This window comes from Pontibacter burrus, assembly GCF_010686685.1.
In the GTDB taxonomy this organism is placed as follows: Bacteria; Bacteroidota; Bacteroidia; order Cytophagales; family Hymenobacteraceae; genus Pontibacter; species Pontibacter burrus.
The window spans coordinates 245,403-272,309 of the sequence record NZ_JAAGWD010000004.1 but is presented as its reverse complement, the minus strand read 5'-3'; the positions used below and the strand labels follow the sequence as shown (position 1 = coordinate 272,309).

At 47.4% G+C, this 26,907-nt stretch carries 24 protein-coding genes; 16 read left to right on the top strand and 8 right to left on the bottom strand.

Going from position 1 to position 26,907, the window contains the following annotated elements; all coding sequences use genetic code 11:
• The first annotated feature begins 80 nt into the window (after positions 1 to 80).
• The 3 genes from GXP69_RS10735 (at position 81) to GXP69_RS10725 (ending at position 2,168) form a co-directional block, all read left to right on the top strand.
• Positions 81 to 488, top strand: coding sequence for a 6-pyruvoyl trahydropterin synthase family protein (locus GXP69_RS10735; protein WP_163915062.1), 408 nt, complete (start codon positions 81 to 83; stop codon positions 486 to 488).
• The gene (gene folE, locus GXP69_RS10730) at positions 481 to 1,146 is read left to right on the top strand and encodes a GTP cyclohydrolase I FolE (protein ID WP_163915246.1); all 666 of its coding nucleotides are present in this window, start codon (positions 481 to 483) and stop codon (positions 1,144 to 1,146) included. The genes GXP69_RS10735 and folE overlap by 8 nt, the downstream gene beginning before the upstream one ends.
• Before the next feature lie 104 nt (positions 1,147 to 1,250).
• Positions 1,251 to 2,168 carry a TIGR01777 family oxidoreductase gene (locus GXP69_RS10725; protein WP_163915061.1) on the top strand — a complete coding sequence of 306 codons (918 nt, stop codon included), beginning with the start codon at positions 1,251 to 1,253 and terminating at the stop codon, positions 2,166 to 2,168.
• 73 nt (positions 2,169 to 2,241) lie between these two features.
• Here the strand turns inward: GXP69_RS10725 and GXP69_RS10720 are convergent, their stop codons facing one another.
• Positions 2,242 to 4,599, bottom strand: coding sequence for a penicillin-binding protein 1A (locus GXP69_RS10720; protein ID WP_163915060.1), 2,358 nt, complete (start codon positions 4,597 to 4,599; stop codon positions 2,242 to 2,244).
• A gap of 190 nt (positions 4,600 to 4,789) precedes the next feature.
• On the opposite strand from GXP69_RS10720, the gene GXP69_RS10715 reads away from it, so the two are divergent.
• The 4 genes from GXP69_RS10715 to GXP69_RS10700 all read left to right on the top strand — a co-directional run bounded on the left by GXP69_RS10715 (position 4,790) and on the right by GXP69_RS10700 (position 7,822).
• Positions 4,790 to 5,299 (top strand): hypothetical protein, encoded by a 510-nt coding sequence (locus GXP69_RS10715; RefSeq protein WP_163915059.1) that lies wholly within the window; start codon positions 4,790 to 4,792, stop codon positions 5,297 to 5,299.
• Positions 5,300 to 5,514: 215 nt separating this feature from the next.
• Entirely contained in the window at positions 5,515 to 6,297 is a 783-nt protein-coding gene (locus GXP69_RS10710; protein WP_163915058.1) for a class I SAM-dependent methyltransferase, read from the top strand.
• A 109-nt stretch (positions 6,298 to 6,406) separates the two neighbouring features.
• Positions 6,407 to 7,288: a UbiA family prenyltransferase gene (locus GXP69_RS10705; protein WP_163915057.1), complete on the top strand. Its 882-nt coding sequence runs from the start codon at positions 6,407 to 6,409 to the stop codon at positions 7,286 to 7,288.
• Positions 7,289 to 7,396: 108 nt separating this feature from the next.
• The gene (locus GXP69_RS10700) at positions 7,397 to 7,822 is read left to right on the top strand and encodes a hypothetical protein (protein WP_204281990.1); all 426 of its coding nucleotides are present in this window, start codon (positions 7,397 to 7,399) and stop codon (positions 7,820 to 7,822) included.
• 198 nt (positions 7,823 to 8,020) lie between these two features.
• Here GXP69_RS10700 and rho read toward each other — a convergent pair whose 3' ends face one another.
• Positions 8,021 to 9,805: a transcription termination factor Rho gene (gene rho / locus GXP69_RS10690; protein ID WP_163915055.1), complete on the bottom strand. Its 1,785-nt coding sequence runs from the start codon at positions 9,803 to 9,805 to the stop codon at positions 8,021 to 8,023.
• 289 nt (positions 9,806 to 10,094) lie between these two features.
• On the opposite strand from rho, the gene serS reads away from it, so the two are divergent.
• Positions 10,095 to 11,369, top strand: a complete 1,275-nt coding sequence (gene serS / locus GXP69_RS10685; protein WP_163915054.1) for a serine--tRNA ligase — start codon at positions 10,095 to 10,097, stop codon at positions 11,367 to 11,369.
• 267 nt (positions 11,370 to 11,636) lie between these two features.
• Here serS and GXP69_RS10680 read toward each other — a convergent pair whose 3' ends face one another.
• The gene (locus tag GXP69_RS10680) at positions 11,637 to 12,050 is read right to left on the bottom strand and encodes a hypothetical protein (RefSeq protein ID WP_163915053.1); all 414 of its coding nucleotides are present in this window, start codon (positions 12,048 to 12,050) and stop codon (positions 11,637 to 11,639) included.
• Positions 12,051 to 12,160: 110 nt separating this feature from the next.
• Here GXP69_RS10680 and GXP69_RS10675 point away from each other — a divergent pair, with 110 nt between their 5' ends.
• The gene (locus tag GXP69_RS10675) at positions 12,161 to 13,105 is read left to right on the top strand and encodes a TraB/GumN family protein (protein ID WP_163915052.1); all 945 of its coding nucleotides are present in this window, start codon (positions 12,161 to 12,163) and stop codon (positions 13,103 to 13,105) included.
• 115 nt (positions 13,106 to 13,220) lie between these two features.
• On the opposite strand, the gene GXP69_RS10670 is transcribed toward GXP69_RS10675, so the two are convergent.
• Positions 13,221 to 14,201, bottom strand: a complete 981-nt coding sequence (locus GXP69_RS10670) for a glycosyltransferase family 9 protein (RefSeq protein WP_163915051.1) — start codon at positions 14,199 to 14,201, stop codon at positions 13,221 to 13,223.
• Between the two features lie 218 nt (positions 14,202 to 14,419).
• Complete coding sequence (gene polX / locus GXP69_RS10665; protein ID WP_163915050.1) at positions 14,420 to 16,120, bottom strand: DNA polymerase/3'-5' exonuclease PolX; 1,701 nt, start codon at positions 16,118 to 16,120, stop codon at positions 14,420 to 14,422.
• A 143-nt stretch (positions 16,121 to 16,263) separates the two neighbouring features.
• Here polX and GXP69_RS10660 point away from each other — a divergent pair, with 143 nt between their 5' ends.
• The 7 genes from GXP69_RS10660 (at position 16,264) to GXP69_RS10630 (ending at position 21,026) form a co-directional block, all read left to right on the top strand.
• Entirely contained in the window at positions 16,264 to 16,677 is a 414-nt protein-coding gene (locus tag GXP69_RS10660; protein WP_163915049.1) for a hypothetical protein, read from the top strand.
• Position 16,678: 1 nt separating this feature from the next.
• Positions 16,679 to 16,879 carry a hypothetical protein gene (locus GXP69_RS10655; protein ID WP_163915048.1) on the top strand — a complete coding sequence of 67 codons (201 nt, stop codon included), beginning with the start codon at positions 16,679 to 16,681 and terminating at the stop codon, positions 16,877 to 16,879.
• A gap of 232 nt (positions 16,880 to 17,111) precedes the next feature.
• The gene (locus GXP69_RS10650; RefSeq protein WP_163915047.1) at positions 17,112 to 17,297 is read left to right on the top strand and encodes a hypothetical protein; all 186 of its coding nucleotides are present in this window, start codon (positions 17,112 to 17,114) and stop codon (positions 17,295 to 17,297) included.
• 59 nt (positions 17,298 to 17,356) lie between these two features.
• Entirely contained in the window at positions 17,357 to 17,761 is a 405-nt protein-coding gene (locus GXP69_RS10645) for an EVE domain-containing protein (protein ID WP_163915046.1), read from the top strand.
• A gap of 117 nt (positions 17,762 to 17,878) precedes the next feature.
• On the top strand, positions 17,879 to 19,360 hold the full coding sequence (locus tag GXP69_RS10640; RefSeq protein WP_163915045.1) for a hypothetical protein: 1,482 nt from the start codon (positions 17,879 to 17,881) through the stop codon (positions 19,358 to 19,360).
• Between the two features lie 182 nt (positions 19,361 to 19,542).
• The gene (gene pyrR, locus GXP69_RS10635; RefSeq protein ID WP_163915044.1) at positions 19,543 to 20,091 is read left to right on the top strand and encodes a bifunctional pyr operon transcriptional regulator/uracil phosphoribosyltransferase PyrR; all 549 of its coding nucleotides are present in this window, start codon (positions 19,543 to 19,545) and stop codon (positions 20,089 to 20,091) included.
• Positions 20,092 to 20,099: 8 nt separating this feature from the next.
• A complete protein-coding gene (locus GXP69_RS10630) occupies positions 20,100 to 21,026 on the top strand; it encodes an aspartate carbamoyltransferase catalytic subunit (RefSeq protein ID WP_163915043.1) in 927 nt (308 codons plus the stop codon).
• 994 nt (positions 21,027 to 22,020) lie between these two features.
• On the opposite strand, the gene GXP69_RS10625 is transcribed toward GXP69_RS10630, so the two are convergent.
• The 3 genes from GXP69_RS10625 to GXP69_RS10620 all read right to left on the bottom strand — a co-directional run bounded on the left by GXP69_RS10625 (position 22,021) and on the right by GXP69_RS10620 (position 26,515).
• Positions 22,021 to 23,739 carry a sodium:solute symporter gene (locus GXP69_RS10625; RefSeq protein ID WP_163915042.1) on the bottom strand — a complete coding sequence of 573 codons (1,719 nt, stop codon included), beginning with the start codon at positions 23,737 to 23,739 and terminating at the stop codon, positions 22,021 to 22,023.
• A complete protein-coding gene (locus GXP69_RS18960) occupies positions 23,736 to 23,882 on the bottom strand; it encodes a hypothetical protein (protein WP_204281989.1) in 147 nt (48 codons plus the stop codon). The genes GXP69_RS10625 and GXP69_RS18960 overlap by 4 nt, the downstream gene beginning before the upstream one ends.
• Before the next feature lie 92 nt (positions 23,883 to 23,974).
• Positions 23,975 to 26,515 carry a PIG-L family deacetylase gene (locus tag GXP69_RS10620; protein ID WP_235925665.1) on the bottom strand — a complete coding sequence of 847 codons (2,541 nt, stop codon included), beginning with the start codon at positions 26,513 to 26,515 and terminating at the stop codon, positions 23,975 to 23,977.
• Between the last annotated feature and the right edge of the window lie 392 nt (positions 26,516 to 26,907).

Here is a 26,907-nt window from a genome sequence, read left to right as displayed (position 1 = left end):
CTTTGCAGGTTAATAGTAAAGAATACTGGTTCGGTATAGTTTAAAGTATAACATTTGCTTATAAAGGTTGTTAGGGAACTATGGAAGTAACAGTTTGCCGGAAAGAACATTTTAATGCAGCGCACCGCCTCTACAACGCTAACTGGAGCGATGAGCAGAACGCGGCCGTGTTTGATAAGTGCAGCAACCCGAACTACCATGGGCATAACTACGAAGTGATTGTAAAGTTAACGGGCCCTGTTGACCCTGACACCGGTTATGTTTACGACCTGAAGAAACTGAGTGAGCTGCTTAAATCAGAAGTGATAGAGCGCTTTGACCACAAGAACCTGAACCTGGATACCGAAGAATTTAAAAATTTGAACCCTACCGCCGAGAATATTGCTATAGTTATCTGGAACAAGCTCCGGGCAAAAATCAGCGATACTTACGCATTGGGCATTACCCTATATGAAACTGAACGAAACTTTGTTGAATATAATGGATAACCAGGACTTGGAGAACGACTTTGAAGCGATGGATGACCATATGATGAGCTCGCTGGATACGCCGCTCCGCCCTGATGCTTTTGACCTGACCGACCAGGAGAAGATTAAGATTATTGAAGGCCACTTCCGTGAAATAATGCATACCCTGGGCCTGGACCTGACAGACGACAGCCTGAAAGGGACGCCGCACCGTGTGGCTAAAATGTACGTGAAAGAGATTTTTCATGGGCTGAACCCAGACAACAAGCCGGCCATTCGCCGTTTCGAGAACAAGTATAACTATAACCGCATGCTGGTAGAGCGCGATATTACGCTATACTCTTCCTGCGAGCACCACTTTGTGCCGATCATTGGCAAAGCCCACGTAGCTTATATTCCGGGCGAGCATGTGATCGGTTTATCTAAACTGAACCGCATTGTGCAGTACTACGCCCGCCGCCCGCAGGTGCAGGAACGCATGACCATGCAGATTGCCAACGAACTGAAGCAGGCGCTTCAGACAGATGACGTTGCCGTACTGATTGAAGCCGACCACCTGTGCGTGATGAGCCGCGGCGTGAACGACGTGACCAGCAGCACCATTACGGCCGAGTACAGCGGCCTGTTTGAGCAGGACCAGTACCGCAACGAGTTTTTGAGCCACATCCGTAAAAAATAGAAAATCAGCGTATAAAACTGTAACTCTTAAGGTTAGCACAACGAAACTATACCCAGTTTACGTATAGGGTATCTTCTATATTGCAGCTATCTTAACAACGCACTATGCCCGAAAAAATACTCATTACAGGTGGTTCCGGTATGATTGGTACCCGCCTTTCCGAGATGCTCATTGACCAGGGTTATGAAGTGGCGCACCTTAGCAGGACCCCCAGCAAATTCTCGAAATACAAGACCTTCCGCTGGGATCTGAGAGAAAGCTACATTGATGAAAATGCCATTACCTACGCCGATTACATCATTCACCTGGCCGGTGCCGGTGTAGCCGACGAGAAATGGACCGAAGAGCGCAAGCGCGAGATCCTGAAAAGCCGCGTAGACAGCGCCCGGCTGCTATACGATTGCCTGCAAAAATCAGAGCACCACGTTAAAGGTTTTATCTCGGCCTCTGCCATCGGTATTTACGGCGACTCCGGCGACCAGCTAGTTTCTGAAGAAAGCATACTGGCCGATGATTTTCTGGCCGAAGTTTGCAAAGCCTGGGAAGCCTCGTCGTGGCAGGTAAGAGAGCTTGGCCTACGTACCGTTATTTTCAGGCTTGGTATTGTGCTCAGCAACCTGGGTGGTGCCTTACCACAACTCGCCCGACCAGTAAAACTGATGGCTGGCGCTCCTCTTGGTTCCGGTAAACAGTACATGTCCTGGATCCATATTGACGATGCCTGCCGTTTGTTTATAAAAGCCATAGAAGACACCCAGTTTGAAGGTGTATACAACGCTGTAGCGCCACACCCGGTAACTAACAAAGAATTTACCAGGGAGCTGGCCGATGTGATGCACAGACCGCTGGTGCTGCCTAAAGTACCTGAGTTTGCTTTAAACTTAATGCTAGGCCAGAAAAGCGGCGTAGTGCTGGATAGTCAGCGGGTAAGCGCCAACAAAGTACTGCAAACCGGCTTTACCTTCGAATACAACTACCTGGACGAAGCCTTGGAATCGTTTTACGACAAAAACCATAGTTAAACTATAGTTTATAAAAACAGAAAGGCCAGCTATAGTTGTAGCTGGCCTTTCTGTTTTTATAGTTTGCCGTTATTTAATCCGAACTATCGCCTGTTCCGGAGTTGAGCTGCTCCAGAATATCGAAGAGCTGCAGGTTCGGGTCCAGCATGGTAGAGTCGGTTTCTACTTTGCGTGGCAGTACAGTAGTACAGTTATACTTCTTGTTAATTTTCACGGTTGGCCCCGGGAAGCGTCCCATCGTATAACCCAGCTCCTTGTCTTTATAAATCCGCTCCATGTACAGGCCAAACACCGGCAATGCTGTCTTAGAGCCTTCGCCGAGGTTAGATGTACGGAAGTGTATGCTGCGGTCTTCGCCACCAACCCAAACACCTGTAACCAGGTCTTTGGTTACGCCCATAAACCAGCCATCGGAGTGGTTTGATGTGGTTCCTGTTTTACCGCCAATCTCGTTCCCTTTCCAGAGGTCGTATTCCCACAGCGCCTGCGATGTTCCGCCTGGCTCCTCAATACCACCTTTCAGCATGTGCATCATCAGGAATGCAGTTTCCTCGCTCAGCACTTTTTTCTGTTTCGGCACAAACTGGTGAATCAGGTTGCCATTGCGGTCTTCGATGCGGGTAATAAACATCGGCTTGGTATGGAAACCGTGGTTCGGGAACGTACTATAGGCGCCCACCATCTCATAAACAGAGACATCGCTCGGCCCCAGGCCAATAGAAGGCACCGACTCCAGCGGGCTGGTAATACCTAAACGGTGTGCGTATTTCACTACAGTCTCCCAGCCAATTTTTTCGGTTAGCTGCACCGTAACAGAGTTTACAGATTTACCCATACCCCGGCGTAAAGTCATTGGTGCACCGGTATACTGCCAGTCGGCGTTGGTTGGTGACCAGCTTTTCTTTTCGCCTTTCTCTACATAGTTTACGGTAATGCGCGTGTCTACAATCTTATCGCAGGGCGAGTAACCGTTATCGATTGCGGCCACATACACAAAAGGCTTGAAGGTAGAGCCCGGCTGACGGCGCGCCTGTTTTACGTGGTCGTATTTAAAATATTTATAGTTGATACCACCTACCCAGGCTTTAATATGACCTGTGAACGGGTCCATGGTCATCATCCCGCCGTGCAGAAAACGCTTATAGTAGCGCAGCGAGTCCATCGGACTCATGGTTACTTTTTTCTCCAGCGAGTCATTGTCCCAGGTAAATACCATCATCTCGCGCGGGGTGTTCAGTTCGCGGTTAATGGCCTCTGTATCATTGCCGTATTTCTGCTTCAGGCGCTGGTAGTAAGCGGTCCGCTTTATAGTTGTCTCAATAAAACCCGGAATCTCTTTGTTGTTTTCGTCTACCCACGGGTTTTTGCCCTGCCAGTGGTTGTTAAAACGACGCTGCAGCGTGCGCACGTGCTCTTCCATGGCATCCTCGGCGTGCTGCTGCATCCTAGAATCTATCGTGGTGTAGATCTTGAGGCCATCGCGGTACAGGTCGTAGCCATTCTGCTTACACCACTCCTTCAGGTAATCGGCTACGGCACCTCTGAAGTATGTGGCAGGTCCATCGTAATGATTTTCTACACTATAGTTCAGCGTTAGCGGCGTTTTGCTCAGCGAATCGGCCTCGGCTTGGGAAATATAGTTGTACTTGGCCATCTGCTCCAGCACTGTGTTGCGGCGACGTGTGGCGTTTTCAGGGTTAAAGCGTGGGCTATAGTATGTCGGGGCTTTCAGCAAACCAACCAGCACGGCTGCTTCTTCGGTCTTTAAACTATCCGGCGAAGTGGCAAAAAACGTCTTGGAAGCTACTTTTATACCGAACGAGTTACTACCGAAATCCACCGTGTTCAGGTACATGGCCAGGATCTCCTTTTTGGTATAACGCTGCTCCAGTTTTATAGCCGTAAGCCACTCTTTTGTTTTAGAAATAACCAGGTTAAGTCCAGGAATGTGGCCTAATACGCCTTTAGAGTCGTCGGTTCGGGTTTTGTACAGGTTTTTGGCCAGCTGCTGGGTTATGGTACTGGCTCCGCGCGGCGAGCCGGTTAAGCTACCGTATGCTGCCGAAACTATAGCCTGCGGGTCGATGCCGGCATGTTCGTAAAAGCGTACGTCTTCTGTCGCAATAAGTGCATTTAGCAGCACTGGCGACATTTTTTCGTACCCCACCGGGCTGCGGTTTTCCCTGAAGTATTTCCCGATCAGTTTTCCATCAGCCGTGTATAATTCAGATGCCTGATCGCTGCGCGGGTTCTCCAGTTTATCCAGACTCGGCGAAGAACCGAATAGGTAAAACAGGTTAAACTCTACGCTCAGCAAGTATAGCACCAGCACGGTTAACCCTATAAAAAAGCTTTTCCAGGCAAACCGGATAATTTTTCGGTATATAGATGGAGACTTAGGTTGTTCGATTTTGTCTTGCTCTTTCAGCATTGTATGCAAACAGGGCGTAAACCCATAAAATTCCAGTTGGCAGCTTCTCCCGAAACTACTGCAAATATACTTTATGCGCTTAACATACCTGTTAATTATGTATAAAACTTAGTAAAGTGATTTTTATACACTACTTAATAGGCCAGGCTGCCTATATTTGCCATTACTAACTGCTAATTACCTGTATCATATGCAAACTTCAGTTTCGGATGCTCTGAATAAGATCATCGGCCTGCCGCTCACTAAAACTACCCGCCACGATGTGGTACAATACCTGCACTTTGGAAAAACACATTACCGTACGCCGCAGGGCCTGGTTTTAGATGTGGGCGAGCTTACCCTTACCCTGAACTGCCCGTGGCAACTTTTATTGCCCAACGGCGACAGCATTAAGCATGATGAAGTTTTTATGCGCAGACGTGAAGCAGGTTTGCCAACTCCAAAGTTCGACTGGAAAGTGCCGGGTGCCAACCTGCGCGACCAGCGCCTGCAGGAGCTTGTAAACGCCGGCGGTACCATGTCGCCGCAAAGTTTTGAACTTACCGAGAACAACGGTTTCATTTTATCTTTTGAGTACGGTGCCAAACTCATAGTTACCCCGGACCCGGCAAAAGAGTTTGATGTTTACTGGCAGGTTTTCAGCAACACCGGCGATGGCTATACTGTAAGTGTGGCCAAAGACGGAGCTGAAGCGTTTTAACCGATACCGTTTTAAACTATAGTTGCTTCATTTTTTCAGAGCAGTAAAGCAACTATAGTTTAGCCTTCGCTCTTTCGGATTTGCCATCCGAAAGGCATACTAGCTGCGGATTTGTAATCCGCAACAAGCGGCTGGTTTGCCATAAACTATAGTTTATAGGTCGGGCCTGATACAACCAAACCAACCCCTGCAGAGTATGTGCTGAAAAAAAGCACGTGAACATAAGGCTACAACTTTTTGAGCTTGAAGACCAGCGTTGGTTTCCGCACGTAATCCGGCAGGGCATGCTGGATTTTCTACGTTTTATGATCACGAAGCTGCATGCCTACGAAGCAGCCGTTCCCCTGCTACAGGAGTTACTCACGCGTACAAACCAGCACCATATTACCGACCTTTGCTCCGGAGCAGGCGGCGGCATCGAGACCATACAACAGGACCTGAGCCACCGCATGGGGCAAACAATAGGCGTCACACTCACCGACCTGTATCCTAACCTGGCATCTTACCAATTCCTAAAAGCACAAACACACGGCACTATAGATTTTATTTCTGAGCCTATAGATGCTACAGCCGTACCAGAAACTATAGCTGGCGTGCGCACCATCTTCTCGTCTTTTCACCATTTTCCACCAACTATAGCCCGGCAAATTCTTCAGGATGCGGCTAGTAATCGCGCACCAATCGGCATTTTTGAAGGGTCCAAGAAAAGCTGGCTCGAGATGCTGCTGTTATGGCTGGTCTTCCCGTTTATTATATTGCTGGTCACACCCTTCATCAGACCATTTAAGCTAAGCAGACTCTTCTTTACCTACATCATTCCACTGATTCCGATTGGCATTATCTGGGATGGTACTGTATCCTTACTGCGCATCTATACACCCGGGCAACTACAGCAAATGCTGCAAACGATAGACGCACCCAACTATAGCTGGCGAACCGGCCGCGCCGGCGACAAACCCGGAAAACACATCATTTACCTGCTAGGATATCCGAGTTAGAAAGTTAAAAAAGTATAAGTTAGAAAGGTGTGAGTGCAGAGACGTAATATTTTGTGTCTTAAACTATAGGAGAGTCAACCATCAACAATTTAACAATCAGCAATTAACAATGAACAGCTACCGCGATTCGCTTACTTTAATGCGGATACCGTTTTCGGTTTATCTGATGCCGGTATTCTGGTTTGCGCTGAGCGTGCTGCAGCAGGTTGATGTGGGCCAGGCTATAGTTGTTTTTCTGATTCTGCATTTACTGGTTTACCCGGCCAGCAACGGCTACAACTCGTATTACGACCGCGACGAAGGCAGCATTGGAGGCCTTAAAAATCCACCTAAAGTAAACCGCCAGCTCATGCACCTTGTATTGTTGTTTGATACATTGGCTGTACTGCTGGCTATAGTTATTTCTCCACTCTTTGCGGCATTGGTAGCCTTATATCTGCTTGTCTCAAAAGCTTATAGTTATGAGGGCATCCGGTTAAAGAGATACCCGGTTATCAGTACTGTAGTTGTTACTTTTTTTCAGGGTGCTTTTACGTTTGCCATGGTGCAGGTAGGTGTTGGTTTAACTATAACTGAAGTGCTGCAGTGGCCTAATGTTGGCTTTGCTATAGTTAGTACGTTGTTTCTGTGTGGCTCCTATCCGCTTACACAGATCTACCAGCACGAAGAAGACAGCCGCCGTGGCGACAAAACCCTGAGCCTGCTGCTTGGCATTACGGGCACATATATTTTTGCAGCTATCAGTTTGCTGACAGGCACTGCTATTTTACTGTGGTTATACTTTGCTACAGGCCAGCTCATTAGTAGCCTGATTTTTCTGGTAGCCACTGCACCGGTGCTTTATTTTTTTACCAGTTGGGTGATTCGTGTCCGCCGGAACAGTGCCGAAGTTAACTATGACAACACCATGCGCATGAACAAAATATCTTCGGTTTGCATTAGCGTAGCCTTCATTATAATACTTGTGATCCACCACCTGCACTATAGTTAAACTACACTATATAACTATCTGGCAGTATTGCGTATAAGGTGTAAAAAACAGCTGCATTTTGTGAAACTTCTCTATGCGATTTTGGCGGGACTAGCCGGCACAGCCGCTATGAACCTGATTTTATACCTGCTCTCACTTGTTACGCACCGGGTACTTAATGTTCCACAGTTGTTGGGCACTATGTTACTTGGCCGCACCCACCCCGATGGTAGCCTTTCAAGATCATTCAGCACGAAGCTTTTTGGCAATGTGGCGCACTTTTTAGTGGGCATTTTATATATTATTGGTTACCTGGCGCTTTGGGAATCCGGTGTAGGCACTGTTACCGCATCATGGAGTCTGCTCATCGGTTTTGACAACGGCATCCTGGCCATGATCATCTGGTATTTTTTCTTCATGATCCACCCCAAACCACCGATCATCCAACTCGAAAAGTACCTTATTACCCTTGTGTTCAGCCATATCTTTTTCGGGTTCGCAGCCACCTATGTTTACTACCGCCTCAACCAGCCAGAGCATAGTTTCTGGCAATGAGCTATAGTTTAAGAGTTTGTGAGTTAGAAAGTTGGGAAGTTAGAAAGTTAGAAGGTTACATCGAATCCTGTCAATCCTTTAATCCTGAAAATCCTGATTCAGACAACCATTTAACAATTCAACAATATAGCAATCAAAAAGAACGGCCTGCAACTATAGCTGCAGGCCGTTCTTTTATAATTGGTGCTAAACTATAGTTTAGCCGTTCATCGAGATCAGGAACTCTTCGTTGCTCTTGGTGCCTACCATTCTGTCTTTCAGGAACTCCATAGCTTCTACCGAGTTCATATCCGACATAAACTTGCGCAGGATCCAAACACGGTTCAACTCGTCTCTGTCCATCAGCAGGTCTTCGCGGCGCGTACCAGATGCAGGCACGTCGATAGCCGGGTAGATACGCTTGTTAGCCAGCTTACGATCCAGCTGAAGTTCCATGTTACCGGTACCTTTAAATTCTTCAAAGATAACCTCGTCCATTTTAGAACCAGTGTCGATAAGCGCAGTAGCGATGATGGTAAGTGAACCACCGTTCTCTACGTTACGGGCAGCACCAAAGAAACGCTTCGGCTTGTGCAGCGCGTTGGCATCCACACCACCCGACAGGATCTTACCAGATGATGGAACTACGGTGTTATAAGCACGTGCCAGACGTGTGATAGAATCCAGTAGAATAACCACATCGTGGCCGCACTCTACCATACGCTTCGCTTTGTCCAGTACAATGCTCGATACCTTTACGTGGCGCTCGGCAGTCTCATCAAACGTAGAGGCAATTACTTCTGCCTTTACGCTGCGGGCCATGTCGGTTACCTCTTCAGGGCGCTCGTCAATCAGCAGGATCATCAGGTAAACTTCCGGGTGGTTTTCAGAAATAGCGTTGGCTATCTCTTTTAATAACACAGTTTTACCTGTTTTAGGCTGCGCCACAATCATACCACGCTGGCCTTTACCGATCGGGGCAAAAAGGTCCAATATACGGGTTGATAACTGGCTTGGCCTGGTAGTTAATTTTAAACGCTCTTCCGGGAAAAGCGGCGTTAAATGTTGGAACGGGATACGGTCACGGATTTCCTCAGTAGTACGGCCGTTTACAGAATCTACTTTAAGTAGTGCAAAATATTTCTCGCCTTCTTTTGGTGGGCGGATCTGGCCTTTTACAGTATCACCTGTTTTTAATCCAAATAGCTTTATCTGAGATGGCGATACATAAATATCATCCGGAGATGCCAGGTAGTTGTAGTGCGTAGAGCGCAGGAAACCATACCCGTCCTGCATCAGCTCCAGAACACCCTCGTTTAGGATAATTCCGTCAAACTCCTTGAAATTGCTGGTAGATGCATTAACCTGCTGTTGCTGCTGCTGATTGCGACGCTGGTTATTATCGTGGCGGTTGTCGTTTCTGTTTGACTGATCGCGGTTGTCAGGGCGTTGCTCACGGTTGTCCTGGCGTTGTTCGCGGTTGTCGTTGCGCTCAGGGCGCTGCTCTCTTGCCTGGTTCTCAACGCGTTCCGGTCTTGGCTCGCGGTTCTGATTCTCAGTACGCTCCGGTCTCGGTTCGCGTACTTCGGCGCGTGGCTCAGCTACGGCTTGCTCGCGGTTGTCGCGGCGTGGCTGTATGCGTTCGCGTTGCTGCTGCGGGCCATGGTCTTTGGCGGGCGCAGGGGCAGGTCGCGGTGCACGCTCCGGCCTTTCGGCACGAACTACAGGTTTGCTTTCTTCTAAAGCTGGTGCCTCGGCTGCAACTGGGGCTTCGGCAACTTCAGTAGTGATTTCAGAAGATGACTCTGGCGCTGGGGTCGCTGCGCCTACAGGCGTTTTGTATTTTTTAGGCAATTTTTCAGGCGGGGTTATAGCTTGCTGGTCCAGGATTTTGTAGATAAGATCCTGTTTGCTAAGCTTTTTAAAGTTTTTAACACCCAGGTCTTCTGCAATTTCCTTGAGTTCTGAAAGAAGCCGGTCTTTCAATTCTTCAATATTGTACATAAATGTGGTATGGTGGTTAATATATTGCCGGAAGCGTGTTGATACGCGAACGCAGCGAGAGTCTAAGTCTTAATTATAAAATCAGGAAACTGAATAGATAGCGTAGAATTTGTGAGGCTCAGGAAGGGCCTTCTATAAAATGCACTGCAATGTTATTGCAATAGCACCTAATTAACAAATATTACGGGTCATTTTATCTAAAATGTTTCATAAAAGATGTAAAAGATTCTGGAATTGCCACGTACTACGCAAAAAAGTATATTTTTGTACCTATACTTAACACTCTATTATGCTACAACTATCCGTTTTAAGAGAGCAGACAGACCTGGTAGTGGCAGGCCTAAACAAAAGAAACTATAAGAACGCAGCCCAGGAAGTTGCTGCCGTTCTGGACCTTGACCAGCGTCGCCGGCAGGTACAGAGCGAGCACGATGAGCTGCAGGCCAGGTCGAACAGCATCTCCAAAGAGATCGGAATTCTGATGAAGAACGGCGAGCGCGAAAAAGCCGAATCTTATAAAACACAGACTACAGAATTAAAGCAGCAGGCCAAGACACTTGCCGAGCAGCTAACCACGCTGGAAGAAGAACTACAGGCTGCCTTATATAAACTGCCTAACATACCACACGAAAGTGTGCCGCAGGGCAGGTCGGCTGAAGATAATGAAGTGGTGCTGCAGCACGGCGAAATACCAACGCTTCATGCAGGTGCGCTGCCTCACTGGGAGCTTATCCAGAAATACGACATCATTGATTTTGACCTGGGCAATAAGATAACAGGTGCCGGTTTCCCGGTTTATAAAAAGCAGGGAGCCCGTTTACAGCGCGCGCTTATCAACTTCTTTTTAGATGAAGCTCTGAAAGCCGGTTATGTGGAAGTGCAGCCGCCAATTCTGGTAAACGAGGCATCGGGTTACGGCACAGGCCAGTTGCCAGATAAAGATGGCCAGATGTACCACGCTACGGAAGATAACTATTACCTGATCCCAACAGCTGAGGTACCGATCACAAACCTGTACCGCGACGAAATTGTACCGGTTGAGAAACTGCCGATCAAAAATGCGGGCCATACACCATGCTTCAGAAGAGAAGCTGGCTCATGGGGTGCTGATGTACGCGGTCTGAACCGTCTGCACCAGTTTGATAAAGTAGAAATTGTACAGGTTACGCTGCCGGAGAAGTCGTATGAAACGCTGGAGGAAATGAGCAGCTACATACAGGGCCTGTTGCAGAAACTGGAACTGCCTTACCGTGTGCTGCGCCTGTGCGGTGGCGACATGGGCTTTACCTCTGCCCTTACCTACGACATGGAAGTGTACTCTACAGCGCAAGGTCGCTGGCTGGAAGTAAGCTCTTGCAGTAATTTTGAAACGTACCAGGCTAACCGCCTTAAGCTGCGCTACAAAAACGAGAGCGGTAAAACGCAGCTGCTGCACACGTTAAATGGTAGCGCCCTTGCCTTGCCGCGTATCGTTGCTGCTATTCTGGAAAATAACCAGACACCAGAAGGTATTAACATGCCAAAAGTGCTGCACCCATATTTAGGGTTTGAGAAGATTAGTTGATTTGGAGATTTGAGAATTTGAAGATGTGGAGATGAAGCTCCGCTGAAATATAAAAGCCGCTGATGTTCTCAGCGGCTTTTCTTTTATAGTTCGACACTCACAGGTCTGGAATACACTGTGAGGTCTATGCGGCTCAACTCTTTCTGGGATTTCCTGATCCTCAAATTACTACAAACGCGGATTAGTAAATCCGCTTCAGTTTTAGTCCCAGATTAAGAAATCCGGAACAGCGATCCTTTACTCATCTTCAAATTTCCAAGTTTATAACTACCCACCAAACTGCTCCTGGTATGCCTGGTAGTGGTTCTTGAGCTTATATTTCTTCAACTCGCCTTCTTTGGCGGTTTTTATAGTTTCTTCGGTTATAGTTTGCTGCTCCAACAGATGTAACAACACGCTGTTATTTTCGGTTAAGCCCTGCTGCAGGGTAGCAGCCTCGTAGCGTTGCAGGAACTCTGCAACTATAGCCAACTTATTTTTCTGTACCGTTATTACCTGCGCTGCCACCAGTTTTTCCAGCGCTTGCTCTACTTCTTTTAAGGTAAATACTGTACCATCTATAGCATCGGCCATAAGTAGTACTTCCTGCAGAGGCGCAGCACCTTCACCTCCGGTTGCCAGCAGCAGCGCTTCTAAAAATTGGGTTTCGGTTGGCTGCCAGGCCAGATTATAGTTGTGCATCTTATTTGTTATTCGGATTTTTACAGCGCAACGGCTGCTATAGTTTCGGCCTCAAAGTTCTGAATACTTTACCTTACTATCTATACTATTATTCATCTTTATCCTTACTAATGAATAACAAAAACAAAATTGCCTGCCTGTTCCTGATCGTTATTGCCTTCCTGTTTAACCCAGTAATTGGCGAGGCTCAGAAAGTAAAATCGCGCCAGTCAAAAACAAAAACAGCAGAAAAGAATGTTGCAGCCAAATCATTGCTCTGGGAAGTGAGCGGCAACGGGCTTAAACAACCTTCTTACCTGTATGGTACTTACCACCTGCTAAACGACAGCTACCTGAACACCGTGCCTGAAGTAAAAGCACGCTTTGAACAGAGCAAAGGGGTTGTGGTGGAAGTGGAATTAGACTCCGCTAAAATGATGCAGATGGGCGCCAAAATGGTTATGCCTGACAATAAAATTTCGTCTCTGCTAAGCGCTGAAGATTTTGCCCTGGTGGGCCAGGAAGTAAAGCAAACCCTGGGCTACGACCTGAGAATGCTCGACCAGATGAAACCGGTGACACTGATGCTGATGCTGAGCATGACCGAATATCAGAAACAGGAAGTGGTGAAGCAGTACACGGGCCAGGCGCTTGATGCTTACTTTGCTAATACCGGCCGCAAGAATGGCAAAAAAATCACATCGCTGGAAACACTGGAGCAGCAGTTTAACATTTTGTACGACCACTACCCTATAGACAAGCAGGCTACCCAACTGGTAGAATATGTGAAGAACAAAGAGAAAGTGATAGAAGCATCTAAAAACCTGTCTGCTTTGTACCTTGAGAAAGACCTGGCTGGCATGTGGGATGTATCAGTAGAATACAACAAACTGACAGGCGGAGAAGATATGGCCTACATAGTAGACGACCGTAACAAAAACTGGATGACACAGTTACCTGCTATCATGAAGGAGCAGTCGATGTTTATAGCGGTGGGGGCGATGCACTTACCAGGCCAGAACGGTTTGATAGAGTTGCTGCGTAGCGCTGGCTATACAGTAAAGCCATTGCAGTAGAAACTACTATAGTTAATAACCAGATCGGCCCCGCAGGAACTATAAACCTGCGGGGCCGATTTTTATGGGTTATAGCTTATAGTTGATGACCGACAAAACTATAGCTGACGCCAGATCAATTATTCACAAACCCAACTATAGCCTGCTCATCAATATCGCGCATGCATTTAAAGTGCCCGAGTGGACATTCTGATCTTCCGAACTTGGTGCATGGTCGGCATGGCAGCTCCACTCCAGCCTCGTAATGTTTGGTAACCTGGTATGGCTGCACGCCCAGTAACTCCGGCACGGTGCTTCCCCAGATCGTTACCAAGTTTTTATCAAAGGCTTCAGAAATGTGTGTAAGCCCGGTATCGAACCCGACTACTTTAGCTGCCTGTTTCACCACGTACACCGACTCGTTCATGTTCAGTTTGCCGCAGGCATTGTAAACGTTAGAGCCAGCCGCTTCGGCTATAATGGCACCGTTTTCTTCCACATCTTTGCCGCCCAGCAACACAACCGGCTTGTTCAGTGAGTTGCAGATACTAACTACCTGCTCGTTCGGCATGCGTTTGGTAAAGTGTGTGGCGCCAATTATAAAAGCGACATAATCCTGCTGGTGCGTTTCCGGTAGAAGCGTCCTCAAACTATAGTTGCCAGGCAGGAAGTAGTCTACCGGTTTCTGGTCGTTTACTACTCCCAGGAACTTTACCGTTTCGAGGTAGCGGTCTACCAGGTGGGTTGGCTTTACGGTATTTAGCTTAAACTTAAGCGCCAGAATTTTGCGGATGCGCTGCTTCTTGAACGTAGAGAATTTTACACCCAGCTTATACTTCACCAGCACAGAGCGCAGGCTGTTGTGCAGGTCTATTACATAGTCGTACTTTTCCGCGCGCAGGTCCTGAATGGTGTCGTTTAGTTTTTCCTTTAGCAGGTGGAGTTTATCCACGTAAGGGTTGTTGTCCAGTATAAACCGGAAACCGGGTTTGGTCAGGTAATGGATTTCCACGCCCGGAACCTGCTGCTTCAGGCAACGGACTACCGGCGTGGTGTAAATTATATCCCCGATCGAACTGAACCGGATGATGAGTATTTTAAGCTTCTTCTGTTGCAATGTGGGCTATATGATTTAAAGGATAACTAGATCGGGAAAACTATAGTTTATTTTCTCCTGCTGTAAACCCACCCCTACCCCTCCCAAGAGGGGATTTTCAGCCAAAGTATAATTCCCCTCTTGGGAGGGGCTAGGGGTGGGTTTATACTTTGGCCAAAGCTTTATAAAGTAAATTTAAACTATAGCCGAGTTAACAATCAGCAATTAACAACCAACAATTAAATCCCAGCCTTGCGCTTGTTAAAGTAAGCTTCTACTTCCTCAACTGGCTTGGCATTAAAGGTCATTTCTTTGGTTAATCCGCCTTTGCGGCCTACCAGCACGCCGTACTTCATATCGTCGTAGCCGCTGGTGTGATGGGCGTCTGGGTTTATGCTGAGCATTACTCCTTTTTCGAGAGCATATTGCACGTGACGCCAGTCCAGGTCTAAGCGCCAGGGGTTTGCGTTTATTTCGATGATGACGTTGTTGGCAGCGCAGGCATCAATGACCATTTTATGATTGATAGGATAGCCTTCGCGGCGCAGCAGCAGCCTGCCAGTCGGGTGACCGAGCATGGTGGTGTATGGGTTCTCGATGGCTGTGATCAGGCGCTGGGTTGCCTTTTTCTCATCCATGTTCAGCACACTATGGACGCTGGCAACTATAAAATCAAAGGTCTTCAGGATGTCTTCTTCATAGTCCAGCGAACCATCGGTCAGGATATCTGATTCAATGCCTTTGAAAATTTTGAATGGAGCCAGTTTCTGGTTCAGCTCATCTATCTCTTTTTGCTGGCGTAGCACATCGCCTTCACGCAAACCGCCGGCATACGAGGCTGTTTTGCTGTGATCGGAAATGCCCAAATACTGGTAGCCCATGTCACGGCAGAAAGTGGCCATTTGCTCTAAGGTATGCGCACCGTCGGAATAGGTACTGTGGTTGTGCAGAATACCTTTCAGGTCGGAGAGCTCAAGCAGTTTTGGTAGCTTGTTATCCATGGCCAGCTGCAGCTCATTGGTGCCTTCACGCAGTTCCGGAACTATAAAAGCCATACCAGCTGCGTTATACACATCTTCTTCGGTTTTGTGGTTCTCTTCGCGGAGCACGTTCAGCATGCATTTACCGGCAGCAAACACCTGCGTCAGATGGGCTTCCGAGGCTGATCGCAGTACTACTTCGTTGGCAAAGCAGGCATCATCTACCAGTCTAATTTCGACCGTCAGGCCATTTAAGCTATAGTTGCCGCGCCATACACGGGGACCGGAGTTGCGCACATCCTGCTCCAGCACGTCAATTTTGCTTAGCTTTTCGCAGGCGTCGGTATAGTTATCGGTGGCCACAACAAACTGCAGGCTTTCCACAATCTCCATGCGGCGGCGCACATCACCAACTACTTCTACTTTAGCATCGGGCAAAGCCTGTTTTATAGTTTGTAGCAGTTCTTCGGCAGCGGGCTCGGCTTCGGCATAAAGCAGCTTGCCGCGGTTTTGCTGGGTGAAGAGCAGCGCCTGTTTTATGTTTTCCTGGGTTTTAGCGCCAAAGCCTTTCAGTTTGCTCAGTTTGTCCTGCTCGCAGGCTTCCAGCAACTCTTCCACGGTTTCGGTGCCCAGTTCTTTCCAGATGGTACGTACTTTTTTAGGGCCAATGCCTTTAATGCGCAGCATCTCAACTACGCCGGGCGGAGTGGCCGCCAGCATCTGGTCCAGCTCGGCAAAAGAACCGGCCTCGTTTATCTCGATTATTTTAGCGGCAATGCCTTTACCAACCCCCTGTATACTTTCCAGTGTGGCCTGGCTCATGCCTGCGAGCGGTTCTTCTACCAGCTCCAGGGTAGCGGCGCCATTCACGTAAGAGCGTACCTTAAACGGGTTCTCATCGTGCAGCTCCATCAGCTCGGCAGCCAGCTTAAACAGTCGTATGATCTTTTTATTTTCCACGGCGCTATCTCGTATAGTTACAAAGATAGGAAAACCGCTTGAACCTTTCTTGCGGTCGTTTTATATTCATTTGTTTCTATATAAAACCAGAAATCCCTATCTTGGCTAAGTTAACAAACTGCCTTTGCAGCAATTTATAGTTTATGAGATACGCATCGTTTCTTTGTTTGGTATGCCTGTTGTTGCTTGCCAATACCTGTAAAAGAGCCAGTAAAGTGGAACAGCAACTTATTGGCAAAACCTGGCTGCACGCTTTTGAAGAAGATCAGGAAGACATCACCACCTATCGTCCCAACACCTACGACTTCCCTCCATCGCGCGGCCGCACAGGCTTTATGCTGGAGAAAGGCGGCATCCTGAAGAACTATAGCATTGCCCCTGCCGACGGGCTGGAAGAGCAACCCGGCACCTGGCAGTTTATGCAGGACGACGAAATTCTGATAACTATAAAGCCGGAAGGGCAGCCACAGCAACAGTACCTGATCAAGATCGTGTCGCTGGACCATGACCTGCTGAAGGTAAAACGCGAAGAAGTAGCCGAAAGCCCGATCAGGTAGTATGAAAAAGTATAACGAGTTCAGCCCTAAAACCCGACTACTGGTGCTTTTTATAGTTGCAGTGTCATTGGTTTCTGTCGTGATTTATAACGAAGACAATGAGCTTTTAAACTTTGCACAAGGTTTTATGGGTGGTCTTCTGTCCGTTTTTGTAATTGCCGAGATCGTATTCTTTTTAACAAACCGTAGCAAAGCAGATTAAACTATAGTTACAACTTTATGCAACAGCTTACACCTAAAACTAAAGCCATCTTATTTGCCATATTGCTTACATTTTCATTGGTCATGATATTCGCTGATCTAGACCTTCCTATCTGGCAAGGCATTTTTTATGCACTTTTCGGCGCCAGTGGTATGGGTCTGCTCATCGAAACAACCCGGCTAATTATAATGTCACGGGCCAAAAAATAAACCAACTATAAACAGCAGAAACTATGTTCAGATACGAAAACTTACCCCGGAGCAAGCGTTGGCTTATCTTCTCGGCTTTTTTCCTGGTATCAACAGTACTGAATGTTTTTGATGTTGCCCCTGATTTTGTGAAGGGAGTTTTGTTTGGCCTTACACTGGCTTTATTGCTACAGGAAGCCCTTATCTCGTTAAGTAAAAAGCAGTCTTAAATGCTGCAACACACCTGCATTAATTCTTTTTATAATACTTATACACTTACAAATTTCAAATGCATTACTGGTTAGTAAAATCGGAGCCTGAAACGTTTTCGTGGGCAGACTTAGTGAGAGACGGACGCACTTGTTGGGATGGAGTGCGCAATTTTCAGGCACGTAACAACCTGCAGCAGATGCAACCCGGCGACATGGTGCTGTTTTACCACAGCGTATCAGAAAAAGCTATAGTTGGCATTGCCAAAGTAGATAAAGCCGCTTACCCCGACCCGACCACCGACGATGCTAAATGGGTAGCTGTAGACCTGGTACCATTCCGCGACTTTAAAGACCCAGTAACACTGGAGCAGATTAAGAAAGACGAGCGCCTGCAGAACATTGCTTTGCTGCGTCAGTCGCGGTTATCTGTAATGCCATTACAAGCCGAAGAGTTTGACATACTGCTTGCCCTCGGCAACTAACTATAGCTATAGTTTAAATTTAGGGGCAACAAAACAACGATTGGCGGCTAAACTCAGTACAAAGCTTTAGCCGCCAATCCTCTATACTTTACCTGTACTGTTCTACACCTTGCCGATATGTACAAAGTATGCCTGTTGTTCCTGCTTGTACTTGTGCTTTTTGTTACACCCCTTTTTGCACAAGAGCCCGCTCAGCCTTACCGCATAGAGCTGGAGCTGGATATTTATAAAACCAACGCCGAGCTGATTACTGCCCCCGACAGCAGCCTGTTGCTATTTACCAAAACCGACGGTTCCTGGACAAGTGCCCCAACTTTTGAGTTTACGCGCTACAACTATCAGCTAAAGCCAACCTGGAAACAGAAAGTAGAGCTCCCAGCCCTTAGCAGGTACATGACGCATTACACCGATCTGCCGCATACCTATATCGCCATACAAGGCAAAGATCAGCATGATTTTCAATTTCTGAAGTTTCATTTGCAAAGCGGAAAAGTTACCAAACACGCTTTCAGGATTGAGAGCATTGATTCGGTTTATGTATTTAAGGTGATCGACAACAATTACTTCCTGGTATCTCGCTCAGATAAAGATGGTACCCCTATTCTGCTACACCTGAACGAGAAAACCGGTGAAACAAGGCCCTTGCCTGCTGTTTATGGGTCGGAGTCTACCTTCTCGGATATACTGGTGCACCAACCCGAAAAACAGGTAAGCGTGGTCATGTCGGAATCGAACGGGAGAATGTCGCGTCTGCAGACCAAACTTTTTGATACCCAGGGCAACCTGATCGACAACTACTTTATACTTCCACAACCCGACAAGCGCCCCCTGGCGGCAGAAATAACACCCGGCGACACGACCACCCGGCTCTTATTGGGCACTTATGCCAGCCGCAGCCAGCGCTATGCTGCCGGTTTTTTTTCGATGCCGATGGCAGAGGGCACCGATAACGCCCGCTACTATAGTTTCCAGGATTTGAAGAACTTCTTTAAATACTTAAAGCCAAATCGCGAAGAGCGCCTGCGCAAACGCGAAGCCGGCCGCATTTCATCAGGGAAGGAATCAGGTTTACAATACCGTGTCCTGCTCCACGACGTTTATCCTACCGAAAATGGTTATATACTGAGCGGCGAGGTATATTTTGCTGAGTCAGGTGGCGGCAATTTAGGGCGGATTTATAGTACAACAGGCACGTCGGGCACAAAAAAACTATACCATCGCACACAGGCCATTGCGCTAGGTTTCGATTATAACGGTGCACTGCTCTGGGACAATAGTTTTCCGCTGAAGGAAGTACAAAGCAACGAGTTGCGTCCAACTGTAGAAGTTGTTGCAAACCGGCATGGCAAGGTAGTTATCGCATATCCTATCAAGAGCAACGAAATTTACTACCAGTACATGGATCAGGATAAATACATTGAAGAAGAAACCAAATTTGAGATTCAGCCCGCCACAGATGGTGCAAAAATCACTTCTACCAGCCTTTCCGGTATCCTGAGTTGGTACGGGCTAAATTTTGTGGCCTATGGCTGGCACAACGTAAAAGCCCCCGGCTCCGATAGCCGCACCGTATTTTACATCAACAGGGTCTCGTTTTAAGGTTTAATTGCTGAATAGCTAAATTGTTGCGTGTCCTGGAGGCTCGATCTAACTATAGCTGATACATAAAACACTGATAAAACAGGAAACTATAGTTTAAATCTCATCAGTTAACAATTAAGCCACCAAACCATTTAGCAATTAAAAAGAACTCTCCTATATTTGCACCTATACTTCCGGTTATGCAGAAAAGACTCATTGTAAACCAACAGTTGCTCGATATTATGGTGATGCGCCTTTGCCACCAGCTAATTGAGAACCATGGCGACTTTTCTGATTCTGTTATACTAGGGCTGCAGCCACGCGGCAAATATGTAGCAGAGCGCATTCAACAAACGCTGGCCACCATTCTGGGCAAACAAGTACCAACCGGCTACCTCGACACCACTTTTCACCGCGATGATTTCCGCAGACGCGACACACCGCTTGCCGCCAATGCCACTAAAATCGATTTCCTGATTGAGGGCAAAAAGGTAATATTGGTGGATGATGTGCTGTATACTGGCCGTTCGGTAAGAGCCGCCATGGATGCCATGATTGCCTATGGCCGCCCTGCCAATGTGGAGCTGCTGGTTTTGATAGACCGCCTTTACACACGCCACCTGCCTATACAGGCTACTTATGTTGGCCGCAGAGTCAATTCGCTGCAAAGCCAGCGCGTGCTGGTAGAGTGGAAAGAGCATGATGCCCCGGAAGACAATATCTGGCTGATTACTAAATCCGAAGAATAACTTTTACCATGCAAGAGCTCAGTGTTAGGCACCTGTTAGGCATCAAAGACATTACCCCGCAAGATATTCAGCTTATTTTCGAGACGGCGGATAATTTTAAAGATGTTCTGAACAGGCCCATTAAAAAAGTGCCTTCGCTACGCGATATCACCATTGCTAACGTTTTCTTCGAGAACTCTACCCGCACCCGTTTATCATTTGAGCTGGCTGAGAAACGCCTTTCTGCCGATGTAATCAACTTCAGCAGCAGCGGCAGTTCCGTTAAAAAAGGTGAAACGCTGCTTGATACGGTAAACAACATCCTGGCCATGAAAGTGGACATGATCGTGATGCGCCACTCAAGCCCGGGTGCGCCGCACTTCCTGAGCCGCCACATCAATGCCAACATCGTAAACGCCGGCGACGGAACCCATGAACACCCAACCCAGGCATTGCTGGATAGCTTCTCTATAAGAGAAAAATATGGTGAAGTAGCCGGCAAAAAAGTAGTGATCATCGGCGACATTCTGCACTCGCGTGTGGCCTTGTCCAATATTTTTGCCTTACAGAAATTAGGTGCTGAGGTAATGGTTTGCGGCCCGATAACGCTGTTGCCAAAATATATTAAGGAGCTGGGCGTGAAAGTGGAATTGGATGTGCGCAAGGCTCTGCAATGGTGCGATGTAGCCAATGTGCTCCGCATACAGCTTGAGCGTCAGCAAATGAAGTACTTCCCATCTTTGCGCGAGTACACGCTATACTATGGCATCGACAAGAAAATGCTTGATAGCCTGGATAAAGAGATCACGCTGATGCACCCCGGCCCGATCAACCGCGGTGTAGAACTAAGCTCCGACGCTGCCGATTCACATCATTCTATTATTTTAAATCAGGTGGAGAATGGTGTTGCGATTCGTATGGCAGTGTTGTATCTACTTGCTTCTAAAACAGCGTAACAACTATAATTCTCGTTCTTCACCTCGTCACGAGTAATAGCCCAGGGATCTTATCTATCGGATAATTTCCCTTCTGTCATTTCGAACACAGTGAGAAATCTATCTTAGCTTATAGTTGTTTCTTTGCCATCCTGAGCGTTAGTCGAAGGATCTTATATGTTCTATAGCTAACTATAGTTGCCATTGGACACAAGCAGTCTGTTTCATAGTTACTACTGATCCTGGAAGCTCTACTTGCCTACTGTTTTATAGTTTGCTTTGGTGCGCTCACGGCCGCGGGGCCCCGTCTTTGGGATGAGCGCCTTGTACATTTCTTCTGCTCCTACGTCGCAATGGCTACGCCACCAGAAATCTACAAGGCGCTCATCCCAAAGACTGAGAACGCTCGATAGCTATAGTTATTATAGATAGAGATGTTATAGTTGCATCGCCTTTTCATGGTCATAATTCCTTGTGTCAGGCTGCGCCTGCCTGTTCATGGTCTGTAACTATAGATTGATGACTCAACTATAGTAAAGACTGAAATTCCCCTCTTGGGAGGGGCAGGGGTGGGTTAAAACGTCAACTATAGAACTTTTGTCTAAACTATAGCGAAGGCAGAAAAGTCCCCCTTTGAAGGGGGTAGGGGGATGACTAACAGGAGCTATAGAACTATAGCTTCCAACTATGGTAAAGGCAGAGATTATCCCCCTTGAGAGCAAGTGAGAACAGTTGTTTGAAGCTTGCGAGCACAGCTCACAGGGGTGTTAAATCAGTGGCTGCTAACTATAGCTCCAACTATAGCAAAAGCATAAAAGCTCCCTCTCCTGTTTTGGGGGTAGGGGCCCTCGATAAAAGGAGAGGGCTGGGGTGAGGTAAAACAAAAGCGCAAATCCTGAAAATCCTTTAATCCTGTAAATCCTGATTCAGACAAACTGAGCACGCCAACTATATTTAACAACCTCAATTCCACCAATCAATCAAATCCTCCTTAATCTGCGGTTCAGACATGAACCTATACCTGTATCAGCTCTTTCTCCTTTTTCCCGATCAAACGCTGCAGTATAAGCCCAAACAGGATGACAGCTACGCAGCCGATCACGTTGAACCACAGGAAAGCAATATCGGTGAAGTAGAAACAGTAGAGTACCACCAACTCAGCGAGTATAGCAGCAAAGAAAACTGCATTGCCTTTGATGCGCTTAAAGTAGAAGGCCACCAGGAAAATACCGAGTATAGTTCCGTAGAAAATAGACCCTATAATGTTTACGGCTTGTATCAGGTTATCGAGGAGCGAAGCGAATGTAGCAAACAGGATCGCTATAATTCCCCAGGCAACCGTGAATAACTTGGAGGCATTCAGGTAATGCGTATCGCTGCCATTGGGGTTAACTGAGCGTTTGTATATATCCACAACTGTAGTTGAGGCCAGCGCATTCAGCTCAGAGGCTACCGACGACATGGCTGCTGAAAAAATTACTGCCAGCAGCAAACCAACCAGGCCGGCCGGTAAATACTTCATCACAAAAGAGATAAACACGTAATCTGTGTCGCGGGTTTCTGCATCCGGAACGGCTGTTTTTATTAGGGTCTTTACTTCTTCGCGCACTTCCTTACCGGCGGCGCTTAGGTTCTCTACCCGCGCCTCGGCAGTGGCTATGGCAGTGGCATCGTCTGTTTTCAGGGCAGAGACAAGCCCCTGCATGGCCTGCTGTTTTTCCTCAAAAATAGAACTATAGTTTGCCTCCAAAGTGCGAAGCTCGTCGCCGTGTTCGGTGGCGTATACCTTGGTTTTGGTGCCTTCGTTAAAGAACACCGGCGGCTGGTTAAACTGGTAAAACACGAATACCATTACGCCTATAAACAGGATCAGGAACTGCATCGGTATCTTCAGTAAGCCATTAAATAACAAACCTAACCGGCTTTCGGCAATAGATTTACCACCTAAGTAACGGGCCACCTGGCTTTGGTCGGTCCCGAAATACGACAGCGCCAGAAACAAACCACCCGTCATCCCCGACCAGAAATTATAACGATCGTCCCAGCTGGTTTTCCAATCCCAGGAGAAGTCTACTACATTCATTTTACCGAGCTTTCCGGCCACCGCCACCGCATCCCCAAAACCCACATTATCCGGCAGGTAACGTACCACCATAATTCCGGCAATAATCATCCCGCCCATCATCACGCCCATTTGCTGCTTCTGGGTTACGCTTACCGCTTTCGTGCCACCCGACATGGTATAGATGATCACTACCACGCCCATAATCAGGTTGGTTATAGTTAAACTCCAGCCTAAAACGGTTGAAAGGATAATAGATGGCGCATAAATGGTAATACCTGATGCTAGACCACGCTGTATCAGAAACAAGAAGGCCGCCAACGAACGGGTTTTCAGGTCAAAACGGTTCTCGAGGAATTCGTAGGCCGTGTATACCTTCAGCCTATAGAAGATTGGAATAACGGTGATGGAGATAATGACCATCGCGATAGGCAGACCGAAGTAGAACTGCACAAAGCGCATTCCATCTTCGTAAGCCTGACCCGGCGTGGAAAGAAAAGTGATCGCACTGGCCTGCGTCGCCATAATAGACAAGCCGATGGTCCACCACTTCATGGAGTTGTCGCCTTTCAGATAGCCTTCTATGTCTTTACTGCCGCGGGTTTTCCAGATGCCGTAAATCACAATAAAGCCCATAGTGCCCAGCAGCACGATCCAGTCTAAGGTTCTCATTCGTAGAATTTAGTGATGGCGTAGAACAGAAGAATCATAAAAGCCAGGTTGCCCAGCACCAGCCAGTACCAGCCTTTCCAGCTTTTAAAAAATGGCGGCTTCTCAATTGCCGGCTCTTCGTCTACAGGGTGATCGTCTTTCATATTTTGTTTTGACAAAGGATTATGTGACAAAAGACAAAGAACACAACTATAGCTATAGTCTTTTGTCCTTTGTCTAAAAGTCTTTTGTCAGATTACTTCATACTCGATTTAGATGCATTTCCGGAGCCATCGTGTTTGCCCAGCGAGATCAGGTTAACGAACAGACGATAAGCGCCCGGTACACCTGCCGGCAACTCCCTGAACCACGAATAACCGGTATAAATGTAGTTGCCTTTACCATATTTGGCTACCAGCAGACCGCCATCGCGGGCTGGCTCACCCGGGTCGTTTGATGATAAAATAGCTTCGTACTCGCTACTCCACTCGTTCGGGAAGTACAAGCCTCGTTCCTGTACCCAGCCTTCAAAATCTTTTTTGGTAATCTTGTTTGGCGTGTTCAGCACCGGGTGGCCTGGCTTCAGGAAACGTACTTCAGCATCTTCCACCGTAACTCTGTCGCGAGAAAGCTTTAACGGATACGGCCCTACATTTGGCAGCACCAGCGCGTGATTGGTATTGTACTGCACAATCAGGTTGCCACCGTTCTTCACATACTCCATTAAAGTTGGCTGATGATGCTTTAACCTGTCTACAGTATTGTAGGCACGCACACCTAATATAATGGCATCGAACTGCTGCAGGTAATTCAGGCGCATGTCGCTGTCGCGGAGCATGGTTACATCGTAGCCAATCTGGCGCAGGCTGGTCGGGATGTCGTCGCCGGCACCCATAATGTAACCTATCTTTTCGCCATTTTTCTTCAGATCCAACTTTACAATTTTAGCCGTTGCATCCGGGAAGGTGGTTTGCGCCGGTATGTGGCTATAGTTGATCTCATCCAGGCTATTGCTATAGTTTTTGCCATCTATAGTTGCCACTGCCTGTAATTGGGTTTCGTGCTGGCCTTTTGGTGGCGTAACAGTAAATGTCACGTTTTGCTCTGCTCCTTTGGCCTGTAAGTTAAAAGCTATAGTTGCAGGTTCTGCTTTCCAGCCTTTCGGCAGATCCAGACTTACTTTACCGGCTACGTTTGCTTTGCCGGCTTTTACCCGCACATTTACCTGCTTCGGCTCCTGGTCAGCAAACATATACACCCCTTCGGCCACATTTACAAAAACGGGCGGCGTAACTATAAACGGGCGGTACACTTCGCCATCCACCGGGTCGGTGCGTTTATAAACAACCGGAACTGTCACCTGAAGTGGCTCGCCGGCTATAGTCAGTTTAAAGGTTACCTGTGCGGCAGGATCGTTTTCGGGCTTACCAATATCCTCGAAACCATCCACAGCAAACATGCCCAGCGTGCCCGGCTTGCGCAGCCAGTAAGGTTGCGCATAAGCCATAGTTGCAGGCAGTTTTATAGTTGTGCTGTACTTCACAGGATCGTTGTTCGCCAACTGTTTCTGCAGGGTAGTGTCTTTTTTAGCAAAACTATAGTTGATGGCATTTATAGTTACCGGTGTTGCCGAGCGGTTGATAGCCTCGATGTTAAAAGCCAGCGACTGCCCGGGTGCAGCTGAGAAATCAGAAGCGGCAACTTCCAGGTACAGGCCCATCGCATCCTGTATCAGCTCATTTATGGCTTCCGTTTTCAGATTTTTCCAGTAGCTGTCAGGTAGTTTCTGTAGTTCTTTTCTGGCAGCAAGTAGCGTCGGAACTATAGCTGCAGGCTCGGTTGGTTTATAGGTATCAATAGCTTTCTGGATGTGTTTCTCAACCTTGTCGCCACCTTTTACACGAGCCCAGGTAGTGTTCACGCCCTCAAGCAGTTCCTTATCCGCTTTGTCGCCTTTAGTGTGCTGCAGGTATTCCAGCGAGGTGCCACGTGACGCACCGGCGCCAAAACCCTGGCTTTTGTGCATGCTGCGGCTAGCTGCGGCAATTTCGCCATACGACTGACCCAGCAATGGATTGTAACCACCCACATCTACTTTCAGAAGCTTATCTACATATTTATCAAACTCGGCCTGACTGCCAAAAGACCACACACCGGTGTTCCAAAGCAAGCGCTTTGGCTGCCAAACCTGCACGTACTTCAGTTGCTCCGGAAAGCGTTTTGGGTCGGCGGCTGCGGTAAAGGCTTCTTCGGCTAAAATGGCGGAGGCTGTGTGTTGTCCATGTCCGGCACGCTCGTCGGGCGGAAAGCGCGTGATCATCACATCCGGCCTGAACTTACGGATCACCCAGACCATATCGGCCAGCACCTGCTCTTTGTCCCAGATATTAAAAGTCTCGTCGGCGTTTTTAGAGTAGCCAAAGTCGTTGGCGCGGGTGAAGAACTGCACTCCCCCATCGGTACAGCGGGCCTGCAGCAGCTCTTGTGTTCTGATAATACCCAGTTCTTCGCGTATTTCCGGACCGATCAGGTTTTGTCCACCATCGCCGCGCGTAATGGAAAGGTAACCGGTATTGTATAGTTTCTCGTTGCTGAGGTACGTTATCAGGCGGGTGTTTTCATCGTCGGGGTGGGCGGCAATGTATAAAACCGAGCCAAGCACATTCAGCTTTTTAAGTTTGTGCAGTACCTCGGCAGACGATACACTGGCAGGCGTTTGTGCGTATGTAGCTGGCAACATGGCAACTGCAACAGCAAATGCCAGCAAAAGCCGCACTTTTTTACAGAAGGAGATCATAGTTTAGGTAACAGGTAGATATAAACGTAACGTGGCTTTTGAGAAAGCGCAAAGTAAAACTAAACATTTTGAGTGATTTTTTTTGCTGCTGTAAAGGTTTTACCACCCGGATAGCATAGTTTAGCAGATACTCAACACTTTAAACTATACAATTCAATTCCTCGCTGCGAACATCAGCCACGCAAATACCATGTAATTATACAATTAATACTTACTTAAACCCACTATATCTATATATGTTTTTTTAAATATTAGATGTATTAAATCCTAAAATAAAATAGTCCATAATTTTGCAAGAATATATTTCAGAATATATATTTGTAGAACGCAAAGAAGTTTTGGAATTTTTTCTACTAATTCTGCGATTTATATCTTATAAACATAGGATACCG